This is a genomic window from Streptomyces scabichelini (assembly GCF_011045015.1).
Lineage (GTDB): Bacteria > Actinomycetota > Actinomycetes > Streptomycetales > Streptomycetaceae > Streptomyces > Streptomyces scabichelini.
Genome location: NZ_JAAKZY010000165.1, coordinates 1 through 23,459, shown reverse-complemented (window position 1 = coordinate 23,459; position 23,459 = coordinate 1). Strand labels below are relative to the sequence as shown.

At 69.6% G+C, this 23,459-nt stretch carries 22 protein-coding genes; 8 read left to right on the top strand and 14 right to left on the bottom strand.

Annotated features, from left to right (window positions below; translation table 11 throughout):
• Positions 1-193: 193 nt before the first annotated feature.
• On the top strand, positions 194-2,134 hold the full coding sequence (gene pknB / locus G5C60_RS36760; protein ID WP_165266011.1) for a Stk1 family PASTA domain-containing Ser/Thr kinase: 1,941 nt from the start codon (positions 194-196) through the stop codon (positions 2,132-2,134).
• A 171-nt stretch (positions 2,135-2,305) separates the two neighbouring features.
• Positions 2,306-3,175 carry a deoxyribonuclease IV gene (locus G5C60_RS36755; protein ID WP_165266009.1) on the top strand — a complete coding sequence of 290 codons (870 nt, stop codon included), beginning with the start codon at positions 2,306-2,308 and terminating at the stop codon, positions 3,173-3,175.
• Between the two features lie 78 nt (positions 3,176-3,253).
• Here G5C60_RS36755 and G5C60_RS36750 read toward each other — a convergent pair whose 3' ends face one another.
• Positions 3,254-3,886: a sulfite oxidase-like oxidoreductase gene (locus G5C60_RS36750; RefSeq protein WP_165266007.1), complete on the bottom strand. Its 633-nt coding sequence runs from the start codon at positions 3,884-3,886 to the stop codon at positions 3,254-3,256.
• Positions 3,887-4,041: 155 nt separating this feature from the next.
• On the opposite strand from G5C60_RS36750, the gene bfr reads away from it, so the two are divergent.
• The gene (bfr, locus tag G5C60_RS36745; protein WP_165266005.1) at positions 4,042-4,521 is read left to right on the top strand and encodes a bacterioferritin; all 480 of its coding nucleotides are present in this window, start codon (positions 4,042-4,044) and stop codon (positions 4,519-4,521) included.
• Here the strand turns inward: bfr and G5C60_RS52575 are convergent.
• Positions 4,518-4,760, bottom strand: a complete 243-nt coding sequence (locus tag G5C60_RS52575) for a (2Fe-2S)-binding protein (RefSeq protein ID WP_165266003.1) — start codon at positions 4,758-4,760, stop codon at positions 4,518-4,520. The two genes, bfr and G5C60_RS52575, sit on opposite strands and share 4 nt — an antisense overlap.
• Before the next feature lie 161 nt (positions 4,761-4,921).
• On the bottom strand, positions 4,922-6,277 hold the full coding sequence (locus G5C60_RS36735; RefSeq protein WP_165266001.1) for a class II 3-deoxy-7-phosphoheptulonate synthase: 1,356 nt from the start codon (positions 6,275-6,277) through the stop codon (positions 4,922-4,924).
• Positions 6,278-6,394: 117 nt separating this feature from the next.
• Between G5C60_RS36735 and G5C60_RS54350 the strand changes: the two genes are divergently transcribed.
• Both G5C60_RS54350 and G5C60_RS36725 read left to right on the top strand, forming a co-directional pair.
• A complete protein-coding gene (locus G5C60_RS54350; RefSeq protein WP_152788727.1) occupies positions 6,395-6,457 on the top strand; it encodes a trp operon leader peptide in 63 nt (20 codons plus the stop codon).
• 102 nt (positions 6,458-6,559) lie between these two features.
• Entirely contained in the window at positions 6,560-8,449 is a 1,890-nt protein-coding gene (locus G5C60_RS36725) for an anthranilate synthase family protein (protein WP_165265999.1), read from the top strand.
• A gap of 19 nt (positions 8,450-8,468) precedes the next feature.
• Here the strand turns inward: G5C60_RS36725 and G5C60_RS36720 are convergent, their stop codons facing one another.
• The 4 genes from G5C60_RS36720 to G5C60_RS36705 all read right to left on the bottom strand — a co-directional run bounded on the left by G5C60_RS36720 (position 8,469) and on the right by G5C60_RS36705 (position 12,612).
• Positions 8,469-9,497 carry a 6-phosphofructokinase gene (locus G5C60_RS36720; protein WP_165265997.1) on the bottom strand — a complete coding sequence of 343 codons (1,029 nt, stop codon included), beginning with the start codon at positions 9,495-9,497 and terminating at the stop codon, positions 8,469-8,471.
• Between the two features lie 233 nt (positions 9,498-9,730).
• The gene (locus G5C60_RS36715; protein WP_165265994.1) at positions 9,731-10,408 is read right to left on the bottom strand and encodes a response regulator; all 678 of its coding nucleotides are present in this window, start codon (positions 10,406-10,408) and stop codon (positions 9,731-9,733) included.
• Between the two features lie 153 nt (positions 10,409-10,561).
• Entirely contained in the window at positions 10,562-11,770 is a 1,209-nt protein-coding gene (macS, locus tag G5C60_RS36710; protein WP_206440429.1) for a MacS family sensor histidine kinase, read from the bottom strand.
• 47 nt (positions 11,771-11,817) lie between these two features.
• Positions 11,818-12,612: a lysophospholipid acyltransferase family protein gene (locus tag G5C60_RS36705; RefSeq protein ID WP_165265992.1), complete on the bottom strand. Its 795-nt coding sequence runs from the start codon at positions 12,610-12,612 to the stop codon at positions 11,818-11,820.
• A gap of 183 nt (positions 12,613-12,795) precedes the next feature.
• Between G5C60_RS36705 and G5C60_RS36700 the strand changes: the two genes are divergently transcribed.
• Both G5C60_RS36700 and G5C60_RS36695 read left to right on the top strand, forming a co-directional pair.
• The gene (locus G5C60_RS36700) at positions 12,796-13,632 is read left to right on the top strand and encodes an alpha/beta fold hydrolase (RefSeq protein ID WP_165265990.1); all 837 of its coding nucleotides are present in this window, start codon (positions 12,796-12,798) and stop codon (positions 13,630-13,632) included.
• Entirely contained in the window at positions 13,625-14,293 is a 669-nt protein-coding gene (locus tag G5C60_RS36695) for a hypothetical protein (RefSeq protein ID WP_165265988.1), read from the top strand. Before G5C60_RS36700 ends, G5C60_RS36695 begins: the two co-directional genes overlap by 8 nt.
• A 50-nt stretch (positions 14,294-14,343) precedes the next feature.
• On the opposite strand, the gene G5C60_RS36690 is transcribed toward G5C60_RS36695, so the two are convergent.
• From G5C60_RS36690 to G5C60_RS36665, 6 genes are all read right to left on the bottom strand, one after another.
• Positions 14,344-15,093: an endonuclease/exonuclease/phosphatase family protein gene (locus G5C60_RS36690; RefSeq protein WP_165265986.1), complete on the bottom strand. Its 750-nt coding sequence runs from the start codon at positions 15,091-15,093 to the stop codon at positions 14,344-14,346.
• A 119-nt stretch (positions 15,094-15,212) separates the two neighbouring features.
• Entirely contained in the window at positions 15,213-16,166 is a 954-nt protein-coding gene (locus G5C60_RS36685; RefSeq protein ID WP_165265984.1) for an ROK family glucokinase, read from the bottom strand.
• Positions 16,167-16,219: 53 nt separating this feature from the next.
• Positions 16,220-16,705 (bottom strand): DUF5304 domain-containing protein, encoded by a 486-nt coding sequence (locus tag G5C60_RS36680; RefSeq protein WP_165265982.1) that lies wholly within the window; start codon positions 16,703-16,705, stop codon positions 16,220-16,222.
• A 124-nt stretch (positions 16,706-16,829) separates the two neighbouring features.
• On the bottom strand, positions 16,830-17,999 hold the full coding sequence (locus tag G5C60_RS36675) for an ArsA family ATPase (RefSeq protein WP_165265980.1): 1,170 nt from the start codon (positions 17,997-17,999) through the stop codon (positions 16,830-16,832).
• A gap of 149 nt (positions 18,000-18,148) precedes the next feature.
• Entirely contained in the window at positions 18,149-18,598 is a 450-nt protein-coding gene (locus G5C60_RS36670) for an SRPBCC family protein (protein ID WP_165265978.1), read from the bottom strand.
• 164 nt (positions 18,599-18,762) lie between these two features.
• Complete coding sequence (locus tag G5C60_RS36665) at positions 18,763-19,554, bottom strand: metallophosphoesterase family protein (RefSeq protein ID WP_165265976.1); 792 nt, start codon at positions 19,552-19,554, stop codon at positions 18,763-18,765.
• Between the two features lie 299 nt (positions 19,555-19,853).
• Here G5C60_RS36665 and G5C60_RS36660 point away from each other — a divergent pair, with 299 nt between their 5' ends.
• Complete coding sequence (locus tag G5C60_RS36660; RefSeq protein WP_165265974.1) at positions 19,854-21,650, top strand: AMP-dependent synthetase/ligase; 1,797 nt, start codon at positions 19,854-19,856, stop codon at positions 21,648-21,650.
• A 53-nt stretch (positions 21,651-21,703) separates the two neighbouring features.
• Here the strand turns inward: G5C60_RS36660 and G5C60_RS36655 are convergent, their stop codons facing one another.
• Complete coding sequence (locus G5C60_RS36655) at positions 21,704-23,326, bottom strand: GMC oxidoreductase (RefSeq protein ID WP_478503723.1); 1,623 nt, start codon at positions 23,324-23,326, stop codon at positions 21,704-21,706.
• Positions 23,327-23,459 lie beyond the last annotated feature (133 nt).

Genomic DNA, 23,459 nt, shown 5'->3' with positions numbered 1-23,459 from the left:
ACTGGGGGCTGTGCCCCCAGGCCCCCCTCGGTCGTCGGTCGGGTGCGGGTTCGTTGTGGCTTGTCGCGCAGTTCCCCGCGCCCCTGACGGGGCGCTCCTCAAGCTGAGATATGCGTCACAGGTCGGCTGCAGTCCCGCTGCGATCTCGGCCGAAGCGGTGGGGTTGACAGTGTCGGCTCGTACACTCACCTGCGTGGATACGACCCTTCAGGACCCGTTGGTCGGGCAGGTGCTCGACGGCCGCTACCGCGTTGACGCACGGGTCGCGGTCGGTGGGATGGCCACGGTCTACAGGGCCGTGGACACCCGCCTCGACCGCGTGCTCGCGCTCAAGGTGATGCATCCCACACTGGCCGCCGACGCCACGTTCGTCGACCGGTTCATCCGCGAGGCCAAGTCGGTGGCCCGGTTGGCGCACCCCAATGTGGTGCAGGTTTTCGACCAGGGCACGGACGGCGCGTACGTCTATCTCGCGATGGAGTACGTCGCCGGGTGCACTCTCCGGGACGTGCTGCGCGAGCGCGGGGCGCTGCAGCCGCGCGCGGCGCTCGACATCCTGGAGCCGGTGCTCGCCGCGCTCGGCGCCGCGCACCGCGCCGGGTTCGTGCACCGCGACATGAAGCCGGAGAACGTCCTGATAGGGGACGACGGCCGGGTCAAGGTGGCGGACTTCGGTCTCGTACGGGCCGTGGACACGGTCACCAACACGACCGGGTCCGTGCTCGGCACGGTGTCCTATCTCGCCCCGGAGCAGATAGAACACGGCACGGCCGATCCACGGGTCGACGTGTACGCATGCGGAATCGTCCTCTACGAGATGCTGACCGGCGACCGGCCGCACTCCGCGGACTCGCCGGCGGCCGTGCTCTACAAGCACCTCCACGAGGACGTACCGCCGCCGTCGGCGCACGTTCCGGGCCTGCCCTACGACCTCGACGAGCTGGTCGCGTCGGCCACCGCACGCACTCCGGAAGTCCGCCCGCACGACGCGGTGGCCCTGCTCGCACAGGTCCTGGACGTACGGAACGGGCTGACCGCCGACCAGTTGGACGCCGTGCCGCCGCAGGCGATCACCGCGGACCACGACATCGCCGAGGACCGTACGAGCGTGATCCCGCGCTCGCTGTCCGTGCCGCGGCCGCTCCCCGTGAACGAGGACGAGGGCGACCGCGGGATCAACCACACGAGCGTTCTGGAGACCCCGCCTCCCCCCATCACTCCCTCGCGCCGCCGCACCCGCAGCCCGCGTCCCCGGCGCGGCACCCTCGCGATCATCGCCGCGGTGCTGCTGATCCTCGGTGTCGGCGCGGGCGTCTGGTACATCAACTCCGGCCAGTTCACCAAGGTCCCGCCCTTGCTCACGATGACCGAGGCCAAGGCCAAGCAGCGGCTCCAGAGCGCCGGCCTCGACGTGGGACAGGTCAAGCGCGCATACAGCGACACCGTCAAGCGCGGCACGGTCATCAGCAGCGACCCCAAGACGGGCGACCGGATCCGCGACAACGACTCGGTGGCGCTGACGATCTCCAAGGGCCCGCAGAACGTACGGGTGCCGGACGTGGAGGGCTACGCGCTGGCCAAGGCCAAGGAGCAACTGAAGAGTGCGGGCCTGGAGGCGGGCATGATCAGCAAGGCCTTCAGCGAAGAGGTCCCCTACGGCTTTGTGATCAGCACGGATCCGGATGCGGGCACCAAGCGCCGGGCGGGTTCGGCCATCGCGCTCACCGTCAGCAAGGGCAGCCCGGTGGACGTGCCGGACGTCACGGGTGACGACCTCGCCGACGCGCGGCAGGAGCTGGAGGACGCGGGCCTGAAGGTCAAGATCGCCCCGAAGCAGATCAACTCCGAGTTCGACGCGGGCCAGGTCGCGCAGCAGTCGCCGCCCGCCGAACGCCAGTTGGGCACGGGCGACACCGTCACGCTGACCATCTCCAAGGGCCCTGAGCAGGTCGAGGTCCCGGACGTCGTGGGCGACAAGGTCGACGACGCGAAGCGGGAGTTGGAGGGCGCCGGTTTCAAGGTCGAGGAGGACCGCGGCCTGCTCGGGCTCTTCGGCGACACGGTCAAGGGCCAGTCGGTGGACGGCGGGGACACGGCGCCGAAGGGCTCGACGATCACCATCGAGATCGAGTGACGTATCGGGATCGAGTGACGCATCAGGATCGAGGAACGCACGGCAAATCGCACGGGAGCCGCACGGGAGCCGCAGGGGAATCGCAGGGGAAACAGCGTGGACATGACGGTGGGCAGGGCGGCTACAGCATCCGCCGACGGGACGCGCAGGACCCCGTGACACCCTGAAGGGGTGAGCACTGAGCAGTCCCGCAACCCCGTCGGCAGCCATGTCCCCGTGGCGGGCGGCCTCGCCTCCGTCGGTCTCTCGTACGCGCGTGATCTGGCCGCCGAAACCGTCCAGGTTTTCGTCGCCAACCCGCGCGGCTGGGCGACGCCCCCTGGGAATCCGCGGCAGGACGAGGAGTTCCGCGCGGCCTGCGCCGCGGGCTCGATCCCCGCGTACGTCCACGCGCCCTATCTGATCAACCTCGGCTCGCACACCGAGGCGACCCTGGAACGGTCCGTGGAGTCGCTGCGGCACTCGCTGCGCCGCGGGCGCGAGATCGGGGCGCTGGGAGTCGTCGTGCACACGGGTTCGGCGACCGGCGGGCGGGCGCGTGCGGTCGCGCTCAAACAGGTACGCGAGCACCTGCTGCCGCTGCTCGACGAGCTGACCCATGACGACGACCCGGACCTCCTGATCGAGTCGACCGCGGGCCAGGGCGCTTCCCTCTGCTCCCGGACCTGGGACTTCGGGCCGTACTTCGAGGCACTCGACGCCCATCCGAAGCTGGGCGTCTGCCTGGACACCTGCCACATCTTCGCGGCGGGCCACGACCTCACCGGGCCCACCGGAATGCACCAGACCCTCGACCTGCTGGTGGACACGGTCGGTGAGGGCCGGCTGAAGCTGATCCACGCCAACGACTCCCAGGACGTGGTCGGCGCCCACAAGGACCGTCACGCGAACATCGGCGCCGGCCACATCGGCGAGGACCCGTTCCGCGCTCTGATGACCCACCCGGCCACGGCGGGGGTGCCGTTGATTATCGAGACGCCCGGCGGGAAGGAAGGGCACGCGGCGGACGTGGAGCGGCTGAAGAAGCTCCGGGACGGCTGATGCCGGACGGTCGGGTCAGTCCTCTGTGACGAACAGCACGTGCGAGGCGTCGACCAGGTGGACCTCGCCTGCAGGAGCTCAGAGCTCGGGCCCGTCCCCGGGCTCCTCCTGGTACGAATAGCGCTGCTCGCGCCAGGGGTCGCCGATGTTGTGGTAGCCGCGCTCCTCCCAGAAGCCGCGGCGGTCGGCGGTCATGTACTCGACGCCCCGGACCCACTTGGGGCCCTTCCACGCGTACAGCTGAGGCACCACCAGGCGCAGCGGAAAGCCGTGTTCCGCGGTGAGCAGCTCACCGTCCTTGTGGGTGGCGAAGACCGTGCGCTCGGAGGCGAAGTCGGTGAGGCGCAGATTCGAGCTGAAGCCGTACTCCGCCCAGACCATCACGTGGGTGACGCTCGGCGCGGGAGGGGCGATCTCCAGCAGCGTACGAGCCGGGACGCCGCCCCATTCGGCCCCGAGCATGCTGAACTTCGTCACGCAGTGCAGATCGGCCACGACCGTGGCGTACGGCAGGGCCGAGAACTCCTCGTGGTTCCAGCAGTGCTTCTCACCGTCGGCGGTCGCGCCGAAGATCCTGAACTCCCAGCGCTCGGGGCGGAACTTGGGTACGGGCCCGTAATGCGTAACCGGCCAGCCGCGCTGCAGTCGCTGCCCCGGCGGAAGCTCCGACTGCGCCGCTTCTCCAGATTCACGCTCCACCGGCTGACCCATGTCTCCATCCTGACAGACCAAGGAGGGTGAAGATGACCAGGCCTGTCCCGATTCGGGCATCTGCTACTAAGCCTGCACTTACTGGACGCCCCTTGGAGCCGGTGGAATCATGCGGCGCAACCTGCCAGTCCCCCCGCGTGGAAGGAGCCTCTGCAATGCAGGGCGACCCCGAGGTCATCGAATTTCTCAACGAGCAGTTGACCGCCGAGCTGACCGCGATCAACCAGTACTTCCTGCACGCGAAGATGCAGGAGAACTTCGGCTGGACAAAGCTCGCGAAGTACACCCGGGCCGAGTCGTTCGACGAGATGAAGCACGCGGAGGTGCTCACCGACCGGATCCTCTTTCTGGAGGGCCTGCCGAACTACCAGCGGCTTTTCCACGTCCGGGTCGGGCAGACGGTCACCGAGATGTTCCAGGCGGACCGGCAGGTCGAGGTCGAGGCGATCGACCGCCTCAAGCGCGGTATCGAGGTGATGCGGAACAAGGGCGACATCACGTCCGCGAACATCTTCGAGTCGATCCTCGCGGACGAGGAGCATCACATCGACTATCTGGAGACCCAGCTGGAGCTGGTGGAGAAGCTCGGCGAGCCGCTCTACATCGCCCAGCTCGTCGAGCAGCCGGACAGCTAAGCGGCTTCGTCCAACTCGGGCAGCCCGGAGAGAGCGGGCTGAGCCTGGTCGGCCAGCTCGGGGCGGGAGCAGGCGCCCCGGCCCAGCAGTGCCTGAATACGCCGGACACAGGAACCGCAGTCGGTACCCGCCTTGCAGGCCGACGCTATCTGGCGGGGCGTGCAGGCACCGCCCTCCGCGTGTTTCTTCACCTGCGCCTCGGTGACACCGAAGCAGTTGCAGACGTACACGCGGTTCACCACCCGACGGGATTGAAAGGCCGTGCCGTCCCGATTTTTCGGTGAGGCAAACCTAACCTTACCCGCCGGGCGGGGGTCGCAAAAGTGGAGCGGGGCGCGGATCGTATGTGATCCGCGCCCCACTGCCTGCATCTGTAACAACCGAAAGCAGCCGCCCCGGCTTACTGGTCCCGGTACATCTCCGCGACGAGGAACGCCAGGTCCAGGGACTGGCTGCGGTTCAGGCGCGGGTCGCAGGCCGTCTCGTAGCGCTGGTGCAGATCGTCGACGAAGATCTCGTCGCCGCCGCCCACGCACTCGGTGACGTCGTCACCGGTGAGCTCGACGTGGATGCCGCCCGGGTGCGTGCCGAGCCCCTTGTGGACCTCGAAGAAGCCCTTGACCTCGTCGAGCACGTCGTCGAAGCGGCGGGTCTTGTGGCCGGAGGCCGCCTCGTAGGTGTTGCCGTGCATCGGGTCGGTGATCCAGGCCACGGTCGCGCCCGAGGCGGTGACCTTCTCGACCAGCTCGGGCAGCTTGTCGCGGACCTTGTCGGCGCCCATGCGGACGATGAAGGTCAGCCGGCCCGGCTCACGGTCCGGGTCGAGGCGCTCGATGTACCGCAGCGCGTCCTCGGCCGTCGTCGTCGGGCCCAGCTTGATGCCGATCGGGTTGCGGATCTTCGAGGCGAACTCGATGTGCGCGCCGTCCAGCTGACGGGTGCGCTCACCGATCCACACCATGTGCGCCGAGACGTCGTACAGGTGACCCGTACGCGAATCGACCCTGGTCAGCGCCGACTCGTAGTCGAGGAGCAGCGCCTCGTGGGAGGCGTAGAACTCGACGGTCTTGAACTCCTCCGGGTCGGCCCCGCAGGCGTGCATGAAGTTCAGCGCCTGGTCGATCTCGCGCGCCAGCTGCTCGTAGCGCTGCCCGGAGGGGGACGACTTCACGAAGTCCTGGTTCCAGGCGTGCACCTGGCGCAGGTCGGCGTAGCCGCCGGTGGTGAAGGCGCGCACCAGGTTCAGCGTGGAGGCGGAGGCGTGGTACATCCGCTTCAGGCGCTCGGGGTCCGGGACGCGCGCGGCCTCGGTGAACGCGAAGCCGTTGACGGAGTCGCCGCGGTAGGTCGGCAGCGTCACGCCGTCGCGGGTCTCGGTCGGCTTGGAGCGCGGCTTGGAGTACTGGCCGGCGATGCGGCCGACCTTCACGACCGGCACGGAGGCCGCGTACGTGAGGACGGCGCCCATCTGGAGCAGCGTCTTGAGCTTCTGGCGGATGTGGTCGGCCGACACCGCGTCGAAGGCCTCGGCGCAGTCGCCGCCCTGAAGCAGGAACGCCTCGCCCTTGGCGACGGCTCCCATCCGGGCGCGCAGCTGGTCGCACTCGCCGGCGAAGACGAGGGGCGGATAGCTCGCCAGCTCGGCGATCACTTCGCGCAGGGCCTCGGCATCGGGGTAGTCGGGCTGCTGCGCCGCGGGCAGGTCTCGCCAGGTCGCCTCGGCGGCGACGGCTTGGGAATCAGCGTTCACGGTCACCTCGTAAACATTACGGGGTCGTGTCGACCGATTTTCGTCCCGCCCGTCTGATGAGACGGATGAGAGGGACCGGAGTACGCCCGCGACCGGTCCCCGGCATGGGATAAGGTGCCGCACATGTTCGCGCACTCGACCCAGAACCAGAACTGGTGGTGGACCGCTCACCCGGCGGCCCACTGACTGCGCGTACGCAAGACTTCGCGAAGGCCGCCCGAGGGGCGGCCTTCAGTGTTTTCACGACCAGGGCCGTTCCTCACGATCACGACGGAAGAGGAACGCCCCATGGACCTGGCCCGGCTCCTGCACGACGACCGCCCGTTCGCCCTGCTGCGCCGCCGTACTCCCGGACACGACCACGACACCGTAGAAGTCCTGCGCGGCCCGGTGACCACGTACGACCGTCTCGCCGACATCCCCGACGAGGGCCTGGCCCTCATCCCCTTCCGTCAGATCCGCGAGCGCGGCTTCGACGTGCGTGACGACGGCACGCCCCTCTCGGTGCTGACCGCCGAGGAGACGTACGAACTCCCTCTGGACCAGGCGCTGTCGCAGCTGCCCGCGCACGACGTGAGCGTGGCGGACGGTGGCTTCGACGTCGACGACGAGGAGTACGCGGAGATCGTCGGACGGGTCCTGCGGGAGGAGATCGGGCGGGGCGAGGGCGCGAACTTCGTCATCCGGCGTACGTACGAGGGGGAGATCCCCGGGTTCGGCAGGGCGGACGCGCTCGCGCTGTTCCGTCGGCTGCTCGTCGGGGAGCGGGGCGCGTACTGGACCTTCATCGTGCACACGGGAGAGCGGACGCTTGTCGGGGCGAGTCCGGAAGTGCACGTCCGGATGTCCGGCGGGACGGTGGTGATGAACCCGATCAGCGGGACGTACCGCTATCCGACCGAAGGGCCGACTCCCGAGGATCTGCTGGACTTCCTCGCCGACGGCAAGGAGATCGAGGAGCTGTCGATGGTCGTCGACGAGGAGCTCAAGATGATGTGCACGGTGGGCGACATGGGCGGGGTCGTCGTCGGACCGCGGCTGAAGGAGATGGCCCATCTCGCGCACACCGAGTACGAGTTGCGGGGGCGTTCCTCGCTGGATGTGCGCGACGTGCTGCGCGAGACCATGTTCGCCGCGACCGTCACCGGGTCGCCGGTGCAGAACGCGTGCCGGGTGATCGAGCGGCACGAGGTGGGTGGACGCGGTTATTACGCGGGTGCCCTCGCGCTAGTCGGCCGCGACTCCGGCGGCGCCCAGACCCTCGACTCCCCCATCCTGATCCGTACCGCGGACATCGACGCGGGGGGCCGGCTGCGGGTGCCGGTGGGCGCCACGCTCGTACGGGGCTCCGATCCGGCGAGCGAGGTCGCCGAGACGCACGCGAAGGCGGCGGGAGTGCTGGCCGCGCTGGGGGTACGTCCCGGACGGCCGCGCGAGGAGCGAGCACGGCCGAAGCTGGCCGATGATCCGCGCGTACAGGCCGCGCTCGACGGGCGGCGGGGCTCGCTCGCGCCGTTCTGGCTGCGGATGCAGGAGCGTTCGGCCGAGCTGGACGGCCATGCCCTGGTCGTCGACGGCGAGGACACCTTCACGGCGATGCTCGCGCATCTGCTGCGTTCGTCGGGTCTTGAGGTGTCCGTGCGGCGGTACGACGAGCCGGGGCTGCGGGAGGCGGTTCTCGCGCACGAGGGGCCGCTGATCCTCGGTCCCGGACCGGGCGATCCCTCGGACACGGCCGACCCCAAGATGTCCTTCCTGCGCGGCCTCACCGCCGAGGTGATCGGCCGCCACCCGCACGGTGTGCTCGGTGTGTGCCTCGGCCATGAGCTGATCGCGGCGGAGCTGGGCCTGGAGATCGTACGGAAGGAAGTCCCGTACCAGGGCGCCCAGACGGAGATCGACCTCTTCGGGCGGAGGGAGACCGTCGGCTTCTACAACAGCTTCGTGGCGCACTGCGACGACGAGACCGCGGCGGAGCTGGCGGCCCACGGCGTCGAGGTCAGCCGCAGTGACAGCGGGGAGGTGCACGGCCTGCGCGGGCCTGGGTTTGCCGGCGTGCAGTTCCACCCGGAGTCGGTGCTGAGCCTCGACGGCACCGCTGTGGTACGGGAGTTGATCGCTGGGCTGCCCCATGGTCAAACGCCGGAGGGGCTGGTTTTCAGCCCGCCCGGCGTTTGACGAAACCCCCAGGGACGCCTCAGCCGAAGAAGACGCTGACCTCGTTGTACAGCTTCGGGTCCACCGTCTTCAGCCTGGCCGTGGCCTCCGCGATCGGGACGCGCACGATGTCGGTGCCGCGCAGGGCGACCATCTTGCCGAAGTCGCCCTCGCGGACCGCGTCGATGGCGTGCAGGCCGAAGCGGGTGGCGAGCCAGCGGTCGAAGGCGCTGGGGGTGCCGCCGCGCTGGATGTGGCCGAGGACCGTCGTACGGGCCTCCTTGCCGGTGCGCTTCTCGATCTCCTTGGCGAGCCATTCGCCGACGCCGGAGAGGCGGACGTGCCCGAAGTCGTCCAGCGAACCGTCCTTGAGGACCATGTCGCCGTCCTTGGGCTTCGCCCCCTCGGAGACGACGACGATCGGTGCGTACGAGGCCTTGAAGCGGGAAGTGACCCAGGCGCAGACCTGGTCGAGGTCGAAGGGCTGCTCGGGGATGAGGATGACGTTGGCGCCGCCGGCGAGACCGGAGTGGATGGCGATCCAGCCCGAGTGCCGGCCCATGACCTCGACGACGAGGACGCGCATGTGCGACTCGGCGGTGGTGTGGAGGCGGTCGATGGCCTCCGTGGCGATGTTGACGGCCGTGTCGAAGCCGAAGGTGTAGTCGGTGGCGGAGAGGTCGTTGTCGATGGTCTTGGGTACGCCGACGCAGGGGATGCCGTGGTCGTCGGAGAGGGTGGCGGCGACGCCGAGGGTGTCCTCGCCGCCGATCGCGATGAGCGCGTCGACCTCGGTCTTGGCGAGGTTCTCCTTGATCCGGCGGATACCGTGCTCCACCTTGAGGGGGTTGGTGCGCGAGGAGCCGAGGATGGTGCCGCCGCGGGGCAGGATGCCGCGTACGGCGGGGATGTCGAGCTGGACGGTGTCGCCCTCCAGCGGACCGCGCCAGCCGTCCCGGAAACCGGTGAAGTCGTAGCCGTACTCCTGTACGCCCTTACGGACGATGCCCCGGATGACGGCGTTGAGCCCGGGGCAGTCGCCGCCTCCGGTCAGTACTCCGACCCGCATGGAAATGTCCCTTCGCCGCGGTTGCCTGATGAAGGTCACGCTAATAGTGATCCAGGTCACTTAGGCATGGTGCGAAGAGTCAATTCCGGTGAATTGTGCGGGGATTGATCAACGACTTCACTCGAAGGTGGGGGTGCGGGTTGCCGGGTTGACTCGGTCCCGGTTGTTTGCGACCACGCGTCTGTGTGTGGCTGCTCACCGTCTGTATGCGGCTACCCGTCGTCCACGTGCCGCTACTCGTCGTCGAGGCCGCGCTCTATCGCGTACCGCACCAGCTCCACGCGGTTGTGCAGCTGGAGCTTGCCCAGGGTGTTCTGGACGTGGTTCTGGACGGTGCGGTGGGAGATGACGAGGCGCTCGGCGATCTGCTTGTAGCTCAGGCCCTTGGCGACCAGGCGCAGGACCTCGGTCTCGCGGTCGGTGAGCTGCGGGGCCTTGGGCTCGTCGGCGCCCGGGGCGGGGGCGGGCTCGGAGGCGAGTCTGCGGTACTCGCCGAGGACCAGACCCGCGAGGCCGGGTGTGAAGACGGGGTCGCCGACGGCCGTGCGGCGCACCGCGTCGATCAGCTCTTCCGTGGAGGCCGACTTGAGCAGGTAGCCGGTGGCTCCGGACTTGACCGCCTCCAGGACGTCGGCGTGCTCGCCGCTCGCGGAGAGGACCAGGACGCGCAGGGCGGGGTTGGCTTTGACGAGTTCCTTGCAGACCTGGACGCCTGGCTTGGCGGGCAGGTTGAGGTCGAGTACGAGGACGTCGGGGTTGGCGGCGTGGGCGCGGCGTACCGCCTGGTCGCCGTCGCCCGCCGTGGCGATCACGTCGAAGCCGGCGTCGCTCAGGTCGCGGGCGACGGCGTCCCGCCACATGGGGTGGTCGTCCACGACCATGACCTTGATCGGGTCCTGCTGTTCACTCATCGCCGCTCCAGCTCTGCCGTGGCTTTTGGTTTTCCCCAGCCCCGCCCCTTCCCGGAACTGGAGGCTGCGCCCCCAGGCCCCCCATTGGGTCGTGTCTCGGCTGCCGGGCCGTTGTGGCTTGTCGCGCAGTTCCCCGCGCCCCTGAAGGGGCGCTCATCCTCTGGTCGCCTTTTTTGGCGCCCTCAGCTCGACCTCCGTGCCCTGGCCCGGGATCGAGATCACCTCAGCCGTGCCGCCGATTTCGCGCAGTCGGCCCCGGATCGAGAGCGCTACGCCCATGCGGCCCTCGCCCTCGGCCTGGGCGAGGCGGCCCTCGGGGATGCCGGGGCCGTCGTCTCGGACGGTCACGATCACCGCGTCCGGTTCGTCCTCGACGAGGATCCAGGCGCGGGCGTTCTCGCCTGCGTGGCGGTGGACGTTGTCCAGGGCGGCGCCGACCGCGGCCGCCAGTTCCTTCGCCGTGGACGGGGCGAGGAGGACGGGCGCGCCCGGCTCGGAGAAGGTGACCTTCGCGGTGGCGTACGGGGCGAGCAGCGCGCGCAGGTCACAGGGGTCGTCCTCGGCAGGTTCGTCGGGTTCGTCCACCGCACGTACCAGAGCTCCCTGGGCCGCGTCCTCCGAGATCCTGGAGGCCGGCAGCCCGCCCGAGACCAGCGTGCGCAGCGCGACCTCCTGCTCGCCCGCCATACGCCCCAGCTCCGCGGCCTCACCGCCGAGCGTCGAGCCGCGCCGCTGCACCATCGCGAGGACCTGGAGGACGCTGTCGTGGATGTCGCGGGCCAGCCGCTCGCGCTCGCGGGTCGTGGCCTCGATCTCCAGGGCGCGAGCGAGGGTGCGCTCGGAGGCGCGGGCGACCTCGACGACGTATCCGATGGCGATGGACGCGACCCAGACGAGCAGCACGTTGTGGAGCGTGTCCTGGCTGAGCGCCCCGCGCTGGATGACGTTCGCGACGCCGACGAGCGTCGACGCGAAGGCCGCCCAGCGCCAGCCGCCCTTGACCGCGTACGCCAGCACGGCACCCGCGGTCCATATCGACGGCAGTGTCGGGCCACCGGCCACGATGCGGTCGTGGGAGTCCGCGACCGGCGTGAGCAGGATGCCGGTGAGCGCGACGGTCAGGTCGGCGGCCAGGAACCGCTTGGTGCAGCTCGCCGCGTTGGCCACCTTGGGCAGCGTCACCAGCGTCCACACGAAGAGCACGGCGAGGTAGACGGCGCCCACCGCGGGCCGCTGGAACTTGTCGTACGCGGAGACGAAGAGCCCGATCGCGTAGCACATCGTCAGTACGCGGTACGCGGTGAGCGCGCGCCACAGCGGCTGCTCGACCGACATCCTCATGACTCGCTCGCGCTTCGGCATGTCCCCCCACCTCGGAATGTCCCCCACTCCACCCCTGACGGACGCGTCTAGGAGCCGGACCGTTCCTTCCCGGCCGCTTTCTCCGCGTCCCGTTCGGCCGTCTTCCCGGCTAATTTCCGATCCTGCTCCGCCTGCTTCTGCGCTTGTTTCTCCGCCTGCTTCTCCGCCTTCGCCGCCTCCGCGATCTGCCGTTTGGCGGCGGTCGCGTAGATGTCGACGTACTCCTGGCCGGAGAGCTTCATGATTTCGTACATGACTTCGTCGGTCACGGCGCGCAGGACGAACCGGTCGTGCTCCATGCCCTGGTAACGGCTGAAGTCCAGCGGCTTGCCGATGCGGATACCCGGGCGCATCAGCTTGGGGAGGACCTTGCCGGGCGGCTGGATCTTCTCGGTGTCGATCATGGCGACCGGGATGACGGGCGCGCCGGAGGCGAGCGCCACGCGCGCGAGGCCGCCGGGCTTGCCCCGGTAGAGGCGGCCGTCGGGCGAGCGCGTGCCCTCGGGGTAGAGGCCGAACAGTTCGCCGCGCTCGAGGACCTCTAGGCCGCTCTTGATGGCCGCCTCGCCCGCGCCGCGCGCACCGGAACGGTCCACCGGAAGCTGGCCGACGCCCTTGAAGAAGGCGGCGGTCATCCGCCCCTTGATGCCGGGCGTCGTGAAGTACTCGGCCTTCGCGATGAAGGTCACCTTGCGGTCCAGGACGGCGGGCAGGAAGAACGAGTCCGAGAACGACAGGTGATTGCTCGCCAGAATCGCCGGGCCCTCGGCGGGCACGTGCTCGAGGCCTTCCACCCAGGGCCTGAAGGCGAGCTTCAGGGGCCCTCCGATGGAAAACTTCATTGCGCCGTAGATCACCCGAGTGCCTCCTGTGTCCGTAGATCAGACCCTAACCCGGAGCACTGTCAAAGGGCCCGACGGCCCTGGTCGGTGTCAGTGCCGTCGCGTACGGTGAAGTACGCCCCGAAGTCTCGGGGTGATCGTCTCATCGCCCTTCAGATGAACTAGATGAACAGGAGACCGAACGTGCCGGTCCTTCCTGGAGCCGAGCCGTACCGCCACGAGGGCGGAGAGGTCGGTGTCCTCCTCTGCCACGGCTTCACGGGTTCCCCGCAGTCGCTGCGCCCCTGGGCGGAGTATCTCGCCGAGCGGGGCCTGACCGTCTCGCTGCCGCTGCTGCCCGGTCACGGCACACGCTGGGAGGACATGCAGCTCACCGGCTGGCAGGACTGGTACGCGGAGGTGGACCGCGAGCTGCGTGCCCTGCGCGAGCGCTGCTCCCGGGTCTTCGTGTTCGGCCTGTCCATGGGCGGCGCCCTGAGCCTGCGGCTGGCCGCGAAGCACGGGGACGAGGTGAGCGGCATCGTCGTGGTCAACCCGGCGAACAAGGTGCACGGGCTTTCCGCGTACGCCCTTCCGGTGGCCCGGTATCTCGTCCGTACGACGAAGGGAATCGCCAGCGACATCGCGAAGGAGGGCGGCGTCGAGATCGGCTACGACAAGGTCCCGCTGCACGCGGCGCACTCGCTGCGGAACTTCTTCCGGCTGGTCGACGGCGAGCTGCCGCAGGTCACGCAGCCGATGCTGCTCCTGCGCAGCGTCCAGGACCATGTCGTGCCGTCGGCCGACTCGGCGCGCATCCTCAGCCGGGTGTCGTCCACGGACGTCACGGAGGTCGTGCTGGAACAGAGCTACCACGTCGCGACGTTGGACCACGACGCGGACCGGATTTTCGAGGAGAGCTTCGCCTTCGTCGAGCGGCTCGCGCCCGGAGCCGGCAAGGAGGCCGATAAGGCCGACGGGGCTCTGGTGGACCAGGCAGGTCAGGTGGGTCAGCAGGAAGGGACGGCCACTGGTGGCTGAGCACGACGCGGACCGCGAGCCCGAGGAGAAGGACGCGCCGCCCGGCGAGGAGCAGGGCCCGTCGTTCGACGAGGCCGCGGCCTGGGCTGCGATTGTCGCCGGGTACGGCGAGGAGCCACCGGACCCGCCGGGCGCCAAGCCCTTCAAGTCGGTGGAGGACCTGGCACTCCTGGAGTCCGAGACGAACGACGCGAACGACACCGCGTCCGAGCGGGACGGGGAGGCCCCCGGGGACACCAAGGAGAAGCCCAGGGACTCCGAGGCCTCCGAGGGCTCCGGCGCCCCGAAGGCGGACGACAGGCCCGCCTCCGAGAAGCCGCTGGGCAGCTCCGTCGCCTTCCCGCCCGGCGTCGGTGGCCCGCGCGACTACAAGGCGCCGGAACCGGCCGAGGAGGACTTCGACGAGGACGACGAGGGCCACTTCGTACCGCCCGAGCCGCCCCCGCTGCCCGCCGCGGACACCACGGCCAAGTTCGCCTGGCTCGCCGTGCTCGGCGGCCCGATCCTGCTCCTGCTCGCCGTCCTGCTCGGCTGGAACATGACCTGGTGGCTGGCCACCGTCGGCATCGGCGGCTTCCTCGGCGGCTTCACCACGCTGGTCATGCGGATGCGCCCCGACGACGAGGACGACGACGACCCGGGACGCGGCGCGGTGGTCTGACACCTCGCGCGTACGTCCCCCACGAGCACACCCCTGGGCAGCAGGAACTCCTAGGCAGCGGGAACCCTGAGGGCGGCCAGCACCGGAAGATGATCCGTGGCCGCCCTCAAGTCCGTCTCCGTGATGCCGGGATGCCCCAACGGGACGCCGCAGCCGAGGACTTCGATGCCCTCCGTGGCGAAGAGGGCGTCGATCCGCTGATGGGGCTCGGCGGGGGTGGAGGTGTACTCGCCACCCCAGGGAGCAACCGCCCAGCAGTCCTGGAGATCGGCACCGAGGCGTTTGAACGTGCGGCCGTTCGGGCGTTCGTTCAGGTCGCCGCCCGCGATCGCGTACGGAGTTCCGAGCGCGGCCAGCCGGTCGAGCAGCATGCCGCCCTGCTCGTACCGCTCGTCCTTCTGCAGCGAGAGGTGGCAGCTCAGTACGCCGAGGCGCGCGCCTGCGAAACGTACGACCGCCGTGGCGAAGCCCCTCCGGTGCAGACCGGGCGTGAGGGGGAGCAGCACGTCCTCGGTGCGTTCGACGGTGGCCCGGAGGGAGCAGAGGAGCGCCGGTCCTGCGGCCGTGGCCCCACCGGAGAGGATCACCTGCCCGGAGGCGGCTGCGAGCCGGGCGAGTTTCTTGCGCCAGCGGAAGAACCGGGGCGCCTCCTGCACCAGCACCAGGTCCGGTGCACAGGCACGGATCACCCGGGCCAGCGCGGAGGTGTCGTCGCGCATGGAGCGGATGTTGTAGCTGAGGACGCGGATGACGACCGAACCGTCGGGCTCGGTGCGGGAGGTTGGGAGCGCCGCTGTCATGCGGTCAATTTACGCAGAGACCGCGGGTCGGGACGCATAATAGCTCGGGGCGCGAAGTTTGTGTGCGACTGACGGTTGTTTGTGGCTTGTCGCGCAGTTCCTCGCGCCCCTAAGGGGCGCTACATGATCGGGTCTGGTTCTCGGGCCAGGTCTGCCGCACCCACCAGGCCCGCCTTGTTGCCGAGTTGGGCGGCGATCACGTCGGCCACGGGGCGCCAGTTCCCGCCGACCAGCCAGCGTCGGTACGACTTGCGGATCGGGTCGAGGACGAGTTCTCCCTCGTCGGAGAGGCCGCCGCCCACGATGAAGGCGGACGGGTCGAAGAGCGAGGCGAGGTCCGCGAGGCCCGCACCTGCCCAGCGGGCGAGTTCGCGGTAGGAGTCGACGGCGACCGGGTCGCCCTGTCTCGCCGCCATCGAGATGTGCTTGCCCTCGATCCCGTCGGGGGTTCCGTCGCCGAGCGAGAGCAGGATCTCCGCGTTCTCGGGTGTCGCGTTGGCCCGCTGCTTCGCGTACCGGACGAGGGCGCGCCCGGAGGCGTACTGCTCCCAGCAGCCCTGGCTGCCGCAGCCGCACAGGAGGCCGTCCGGGACCATCCGGATGTGGCCGAACTCGGCGGCGACGCCGAAGTGGCCCCGGCGCAGCTTGTTGCCGATGATGATGCCGCCGCCCAGGCCGGTGCCGAGGGTGATGCAGATGACATTGCGGTGGCCCTTGCCCCCGCCGAACTTGTACTCGCCCCAGGCGGCCGCGTTGGCGTCGTTCTCCACGACGACCGGCAGGCCCACCCGGCGCTCGACCTCGTCCTTCAGCGGCTCCTGCCGCCAGTCGATGTTCGGCGCGAAGTAGACCGTCGAGCGCTGCCGGTTGACGTATCCTGCGGCGCCGATGCCCACGCCCACGATCTCGTGCCCGGCGCGGGCGCCCTCGACGGCGGCGGCGATCGCGTCCACGATGGCCTGCGGCGTGCTGGGGGTCGGCACCTTGAAGGTCGAGAGGATGTTGCCTTCCTCGTCGACCACGCCGGCCGCGATCTTCGTGCCGCCGATGTCGACGCCGATGGTGAGTCCCATGAATCCCTCAGTTTCGGTCGAGCCCCGCTACGGCCAACCGTACCCGAGGGGCTTCAGTCCAGGTCGATGTGTTCCCCGGGACCGGAGTCCTCGTCATCGGGCCTGTGCGGGGCGGAGTCGCGGGTCCAGCGCCGCTCCTGCCGCTCGACGGCGGAGCGGTACGCGGCGAGCAGCTCGGAACCGGCCGCGGCCAGGTGGTCGAAGACCTCGGGGTTGCGCTCTATCACGGGCTCGACGGCGGCCTTGGCCTGCTGCACGACCTGGTTCACCATCTGCTGGGCGGCACCGCCGGCCACGGCACCGAGCAGCGGCGACTGCAGTCCTGACAGGCGGTCGGCGACGGTGTCGACGAGCTTGCGCAGCTCCTCGGCGGCCGAGCCGGGCGGCGGGCCGTATTGGGTGCGGCGGCGGGCCTTCTCCGCGGCCAGGTCCTCTGCGCACGCCTTCGCCCAGGCGTCGGCGTCGGTCGCACGCACTTCGTCGTGCACCTTGTCGAGCGCGTCCTCCGCTGCGTCGGACGTGGGTCGCTCATCGCTCATGGCGGACTCCAAGCATTGGCTCTGTATCTCTCGACGTTACCCGAACGGGGGTATGCCGTTCACCGTGTCCGACCCCACAGGTCCCCCACGGATCGGGACTCGGCCAACCTGCCGCGGGCACCGGTCAGCTCCCCCGCGGCCACAGTTCCGGGTCCGGTGTGAAACGGATGCGCAGTTCGCTGTCGCGCAGGGCGGCGCCGTCCACGGTGCAGCGGCGCAGGGCCGACGGGAGCGGGACGATCCGGTGGAACGGCCCGACGGTGACGACGAGTTCGTCGCCGCGCCGGATGAGGTCGAGCTCATCCCGTACCGCACCGGGCAGCGGGATGTGCCAGACGATCACGCCGTCGTCGGCGAGCCGGTCGGTCATCGGCCACTCGACCGGCCGCGGGGCGTCACCCGCGCCGGGCACGGTGAGCGCGGCGAGATCGTCGGTGCCGCGTGGATCGTGGCCGAGGTGCGGGGTCTCGTGGAGGGGGTATGTCGTCCGCCACTCGTCCAGGGCCTTGCGCTGCTGGGCCGTAGGTGCCGCGAGCCAGGTGTCGGGGGACGCGTCGGGCAGGACGCGGTTGGCGACCAGGGCGTCGGCGCGCAGTCCACGCAGGGCGAGACCGGTGGCGGCGGTGCGCACGGCGTCGGTACCGGCCGGGCCGGGCTCGGCGACCAGACGTACGGTCGTCGCCCGGTCCGCCAGGACCGCCTCGACGGCGGCCAGTTCGAGATCCCAGCGGGCGGCCGTCTCATACAGCCGCTCCGAGGGCATCGGGACACCGGCGAGACGGCCGAGCACGGGACGCAGGGCGCGCGCCGCCTGGCGCTCCGCGGGGAGCAGGCGGCTGAGATAGCGGCGCAGCTGCTCCGGGAGTGCGAGGAGGGCGAGCGCGTGCGGGGTGGGGGGCAGGTCGACGACCAGCAGGTCGTACGTCTCTGCCGTCGCCGCGTCGCGAAGGGCGCGCAGCAGGGCGAGTTCCTCGGCGCCGGGGAGCGGGGTGAGTTCCTCCCCTTCGAGACGGGAGGCGCCCAGCAGGTCCAGGGCGGAGGCCGCGCGGTCCTGGAACGCGAGGAGGTCGTTCCGGAAGTCCTCGCCGGCGTCGGGGCGCCAGGTCGTCAGGTTCGGGGCCGCGTCCGCGGGGGTTGGGCCGGTGGGTTTGCCTAGGGCGGCGCCGGGGCTGTCTGTTCGGTCTGCGCTCAGCAGCAGGGTGCGGGTGCCCTGGCGGGCGGCTTGGAGGGCTGTGGCCGCGGCGACCGTTGTGCGGCCGGAGCCGCCGGGGCCGGTGATCAAGAGTGTGCGCATGCGCTCCGCTCGGGGTTACTTGTCGTTGAGCCTTGTTTGCGGATGGCACCCGGTACTGGTGTGCTGTGCCCACCCTCCCCCACTCTCGGCTCCGCTCGAGCGGGGGACCCCCATCGCCCTGCGGAACGACTGCCCACAGCGGGTGGCGACTACTTGTCGCCGTCTCCCGTCTCCACCCTCTTCTTCAAGCCCGCCAGCGCCCTGTCGATGATGACCTTCTCCGCCTTGCGCTTGATCATGCCGAGCATGGGGATCTTGACGTCGACCGTCAGCTTGTACGTGACCTCGGTGGCGCCCGAACCCGCCGGCTTCAGGATGTACGAGCCGTCGAGGGACCGCAGCATCTGGGACTTGACGAGGGTCCAGGAGACCTCGTGGTCGCCGGTCCAGGTGTACGCCAGGGTCTGGTCGTCCTTGATGGCGCCGGCGTCCATGACGAGGCGTACCTGCTCGGCGCGGCCCTGCTCGTCGCTGGCGAGCACCTCCGCCTCCTTCACCTCGCCGGTCCAGTCCGGATAGCGCGCGAAGTCGGCGATCACTCCCATGACGTCGGCCGGTGCAGCCTCGATCGTGATGCTCGAGCTGGTGTGTTCCGCCATCGCCGTGGCTCCTCCAGATGCGGTCCGGACAAGGGGGGTGGTGCTCAGTGGTTCTCGGTGGTTCTCGGTGCTCCACAGTGCTTCGCAGTGCTTATCGCGTGTCTGCCTGTGGATGCAGCGTGAAGGCTACCGCGCGGCAGCGGGTCGGCCATCGCCGGGAGCCCTCACCACTGAAGAACCCACGGCTTCCCGCTTCCGGCGAAGTGCCCGACGTTGACGCACTCGGTCGCCCCCACCCGCATCCGCCGCACCAGCGGCTGGTGGACGTGTCCGAAGAGCGAGTACCGCGGCCGGGTCCGCCGGATCGCGTCCAGCAGTGCCCTGCTGCCCCGCTCGAAGCGTCGCGCCACCGTGTCGTAGACGAGCTCGGGCACCTCCGGCGGAATGTGCGTGCAGAGCACGTCGACCTCACCGAGGGCCTCGATCTTCGCCGCGTACTCCTCGTCACTGATCTCGTACGGCGTCCGCATGGGTGTGCGCAGGCCCCCGCCGACGAAGCCGAAGGTCCAGCCGCCGATCTCGGCGCGCTGCCCGTCGAGCACGGTGGTACCGGGTCCGGCGTACTCGGACCACAGGGCCGGCATGTCGACATTGCCGTAGGTGGCGTACGTCGGTGTGGGGAACGCGGCGAACATCTCGGCGTACTGCTTGCGTACGGCCTTCTCGATGGCCGGGCCGCGGTCGATGCCCGCCCACAGCCGGCTGCCGAACTCCCGCGCCTCCTCATAGCGGCGGGCGGTGCGCAGTTCGACGATGCGGTCCGCGTTCTCGGTGCCGAACAGGTCGGGGAAGATGCCGCGCGAGTGGTCGGCATAGTCGAGGAAGAGCACGAGGTCGCCCAGGCAGATCAGGGCGTCCGCGCCGGTGCCGGCTCTGGCCAGGTCACGGGCGTTTCCGTGGACGTCGCTGACGACGTGGATCCGCGTCCTTCGGGTGCCGCCTTGTGTGCCTGCCATGGCGATCAAGGGTAAGCCTGTGGAGCAAACGTGTGTAGAGATGGTCGGACCTGCGGCGACTTCCTGCGGTGTAGGAGACTGGATTACGCTCGCCAAAGAACGCCCACACGTGTGACGCAGGGAACATCTCACCGGACCCCCCTGTCGTAGAGGCGTACCGGCGGGTAACGTCCGGGCAGTCCAGTCGTGCTCAGGGTTTCAACAACTGAATCCCCGAGTACCTGCCCGAGCCTTGGACCGCTCCGTCGCAACACAACACATGAGGTCGTGGCGTCGGCGCCCTATGAGGAGCAGCAGTCTTGCGCGAGTTCAGCCTTCCGGCTTTGTACGAGGTCCCTGCGGACGGCAACCTGACCGACATCGTCCGCAGAAACGCCGCGCAGCATCCGGATGTCGCGGTCATCGCCCGTAAGGTGGGCGGCAGTTGGACGGATGTCAGCGCCACCGCGTTCCTCGCCGAGGTGCAGGCCGCCGCCAAGGGCCTGATCGCGTCGGGTGTGCAGCCCGGCGACCGGGTCGGCCTGATGTCCCGTACGCGCTACGAGTGGACGCTCCTGGACTTCGCGATCTGGAGCGCGGGCGCGGTCACCGTGCCGGTGTACGAGACCAGTTCGCCGGAGCAGGTGCAGTGGATCCTCGGCGACTCGGGCGCGACCGCCTGCATCGTGGAGACGGACACGCACGCCGCGTCCGTCGAGTCGGTGCGCGACCGGCTGCCCGAGCTGAAGCACGTCTGGCAGATCGAGGCCGGCGGCGTCGAGGAGCTGGGCCGCGCGGGCAAGGACGTCAGCGACGAGACGGTCGATGAGCGCAGCTCGGCCGCCAAGGCGGACGACCCGGCGACCATCGTCTACACCTCCGGCACCACCGGCCGCCCCAAGGGCTGTGTGCTCACCCACCGCAGCTTCTTCGCCGAGTGCGGGAACGTCGTGGAGCGGATGCGCCCCCTCTTCCGCACGGGCGAGAGCTCCGTCCTCCTCTTCCTGCCGCTCGCGCACGTCTTCGGACGGCTGATCCAGGTGGCGCCGATGCTGGCACCGATCAAGCTCGGCCTCGTCCCGGACATCAAGAACCTCACCGACGAACTCGCGTCTTTCCGGCCGACGTTGATCCTCGGCGTACCGCGGGTCTTCGAGAAGGTCTACAACTCGGCGCGGGCCAAGGCGCAGGCGGACGGCAAGGGCAAGATCTTCGACAAGGCGGCGGACACGGCGATCGCGTACAGCAAGGCGCTGGACACCCCCTCGGGCCCCTCGATCGGCCTGAAGATCAAGCACAAGACCTTCGACAAGCTCGTCTACAGCAAGCTGCGCGCGGTGCTCGGCGGCAAGGGCGAGTACGCCATCTCCGGCGGCGCCCCGCTCGGCGAGCGCCTCGGGCACTTCTTCCGCGGCATCGGCTTCACGGTCCTGGAGGGCTACGGCCTGACCGAGTCCTGTGCGGCCACCTCCTTCAACCCGTGGGACCGGCAGAAGATCGGCACGGTCGGCCAGCCGCTGCCCGGCTCCGTGATCCGCATCGCGGACGACGGCGAGGTGCTGCTGCACGGCGAGCACCTGTTCAAGGGGTACTGGAACAACGAGGGCGCGACCGAGGAGGCGCTGGCCGACGGCTGGTTCCACACCGGTGACATCGGCACCCTCGACGAGGACGGCTACCTCAGGATCACCGGCCGCAAGAAGGAGATCATCGTCACCGCGGGCGGCAAGAACGTCGCTCCGGCCGTGATCGAGGACCGTATCCGCGCGCACGCGCTGGTCGCGGAGTGCATGGTGGTGGGCGACGGGCGGCCCTTCGTGGGCGCGCTGGTCACCCTCGACGAGGAGTTCCTGGGCCGCTGGGCCGACGAGCACGGCAAGCCGTCCGGCGCCGGCGCGGCTTCCCTGGCTCAGGATCCGGAGCTGCTCGCGGCGATCCAGGGCGCGGTCGACGAGGGCAACGCGGCGGTGTCGAAGGCCGAGTCGGTGCGCAAGTTCCGGATTCTGTCGGCCCAGTTCACCGAGGACTCCGGCCACCTCACGCCGTCTCTGAAGCTCAAGCGCAATGTGGTGGCCAAGGACTACGCGGACGAGATCGAGGCGATATACCGGGGCTGAGCCTCTTACCGACGGGGCTCAGCCGCCTCGAACGGGCTCCTGGAACGGCTTCCTCATGGCGCGGTGTCCTCGGCGAGGACCCGCGCCATGGTGCGTTCCGCGAGCGCCGTGATCGTCAGGAACGGGTTGACCCCGATGGACCCGGGCACGAGCGAGCCGTCCGTGACGTACAGCCGTGAATAGCCCTTCACCCGGCCGTAGTTGTCGGTGGCCCGGCCCAGCACGCAGCCGCCCAGGGGGTGGTACGTGAAGTCGTCGGCGAAGACCTTGTTGCCGGAGCCGAAGAGGTCGTACCGGTAGATCGTGGAGTTCGCCGAGTTGATCCGGTCGAAGAGCTTCTTGGCCATGCTCACGGAGACCGCGCTCTGGGCGGCGGACCACCCGAGCTTCACCCCGCCACTGCCCGGGTCGTACGAGAACGAAGCCCGCTCCCTGTTCTTGGTGATCGCCAGATAGAGGCTGACCCAGTGCTCGAGGCCCGTGGGCAGCGGCGCTATTTCGGCGAAGACGGGGTTGGAGGCGTTCGCCCAGTCGTCGATGCCCATGACCGGCATGGTGGCCTGATCGGCCCCGACCGTGTCCCACAGGTGATTGGCGCGCCCGAGCATCACGTTCCCGTTGGTCCCCCAGCCGGTGCCGACAGCGGCGTCCAGGGCGGGCAGCGTGCCCGTCTCCCTTGCCCGGACCAGGAGTTCGGTGGTGCCGAGGCTGCCGGCGCCGAGGAAGAGGTACGTGCAGCCGTACTGCTTGGTCTCGACGACCTTGCCGGTGTCGTCGATCCGGTCCGCGGTCAGCACGTACGTCCCGTCGCTCGCGCGGCTGACCGACTTGACCCGCTCCATGGTGTGGATGGTGACGCGTCCGGTGCCGAGCGCGGAGGCGAGGTAGGTCTTGTCGAGGCTGCGCTTGCCGTGGTTGTTGCCGTAGACGACCTCGCCGGCCAGCGCGGATTTCGTGGCCGTGCCGGCCGCCTCGCGCTGCATGTAGCCGAAGTCGTAGACGTTCGGCACGAAGGTGGTCTTCAGGCCGGCGTTCGTGGCGGCCTTCCGGGAGGTCCGGGTGAACCGGTACCACGCGGTCGACTCGAACCACGCCGGGTCGACGGTGTTGACGCCGAGCATGGTGCGGGCGCGCGGGAAGTAGGTGCTGTACATCTCCGTCGCGTTCACGGTCGGGAACTGCTCGCCGAAGTACGACTGGAGCGGTGTGACCGCCATTCCGCCGTTCACCAGGGAGCCGCCGCCCACGCCCCGGCCCACGTACACGGACATGTGGTCGAAGTGGACGCGGTCGAGGACTCCGGGGTACGGGCTGATGTCCCTGTTGACGACGTCCAGCCACAGGAAGGTGGCCAGCGGGGCCTCGGTGCGTGTCCGGAACCACATCGATCTCTTGTCCGGTGCGCTGGTGGAGCAGAAGATCTTGCCGTCGGGGCCGGGGGTGTTCCAGAGGCGGCCCATCTCCAGGACGAGGGTGCGGATGCCGGCCTGGCCCAGGCGGAGGGCTGCCACGGCGGCGCCGTAGCCGGAGCCGACGATGATCGCGGGGGCGGTTTCGACTGCGTCGGGCTCGGCGGATTGGGCGGACTGTAGGCCGATACGGGTGAAGCCGAGGGTGGCGGCGGTCTGTAGTGCCGCCATCCCTAGGATTTGACGTCTCGTCAGCTGATGCTGCATCAGTTTTGGTGTCATGTGCGCAGCATGTGCGGATTTTTCGGTTCCGCCTAGGGTTTCGCCGGGGTGGGTTTTTCGCCCCCGCCGCCCCTACCCGTCCCATCCCTGGGGCTCCGCCCCTGGACCCCGCTGGGGC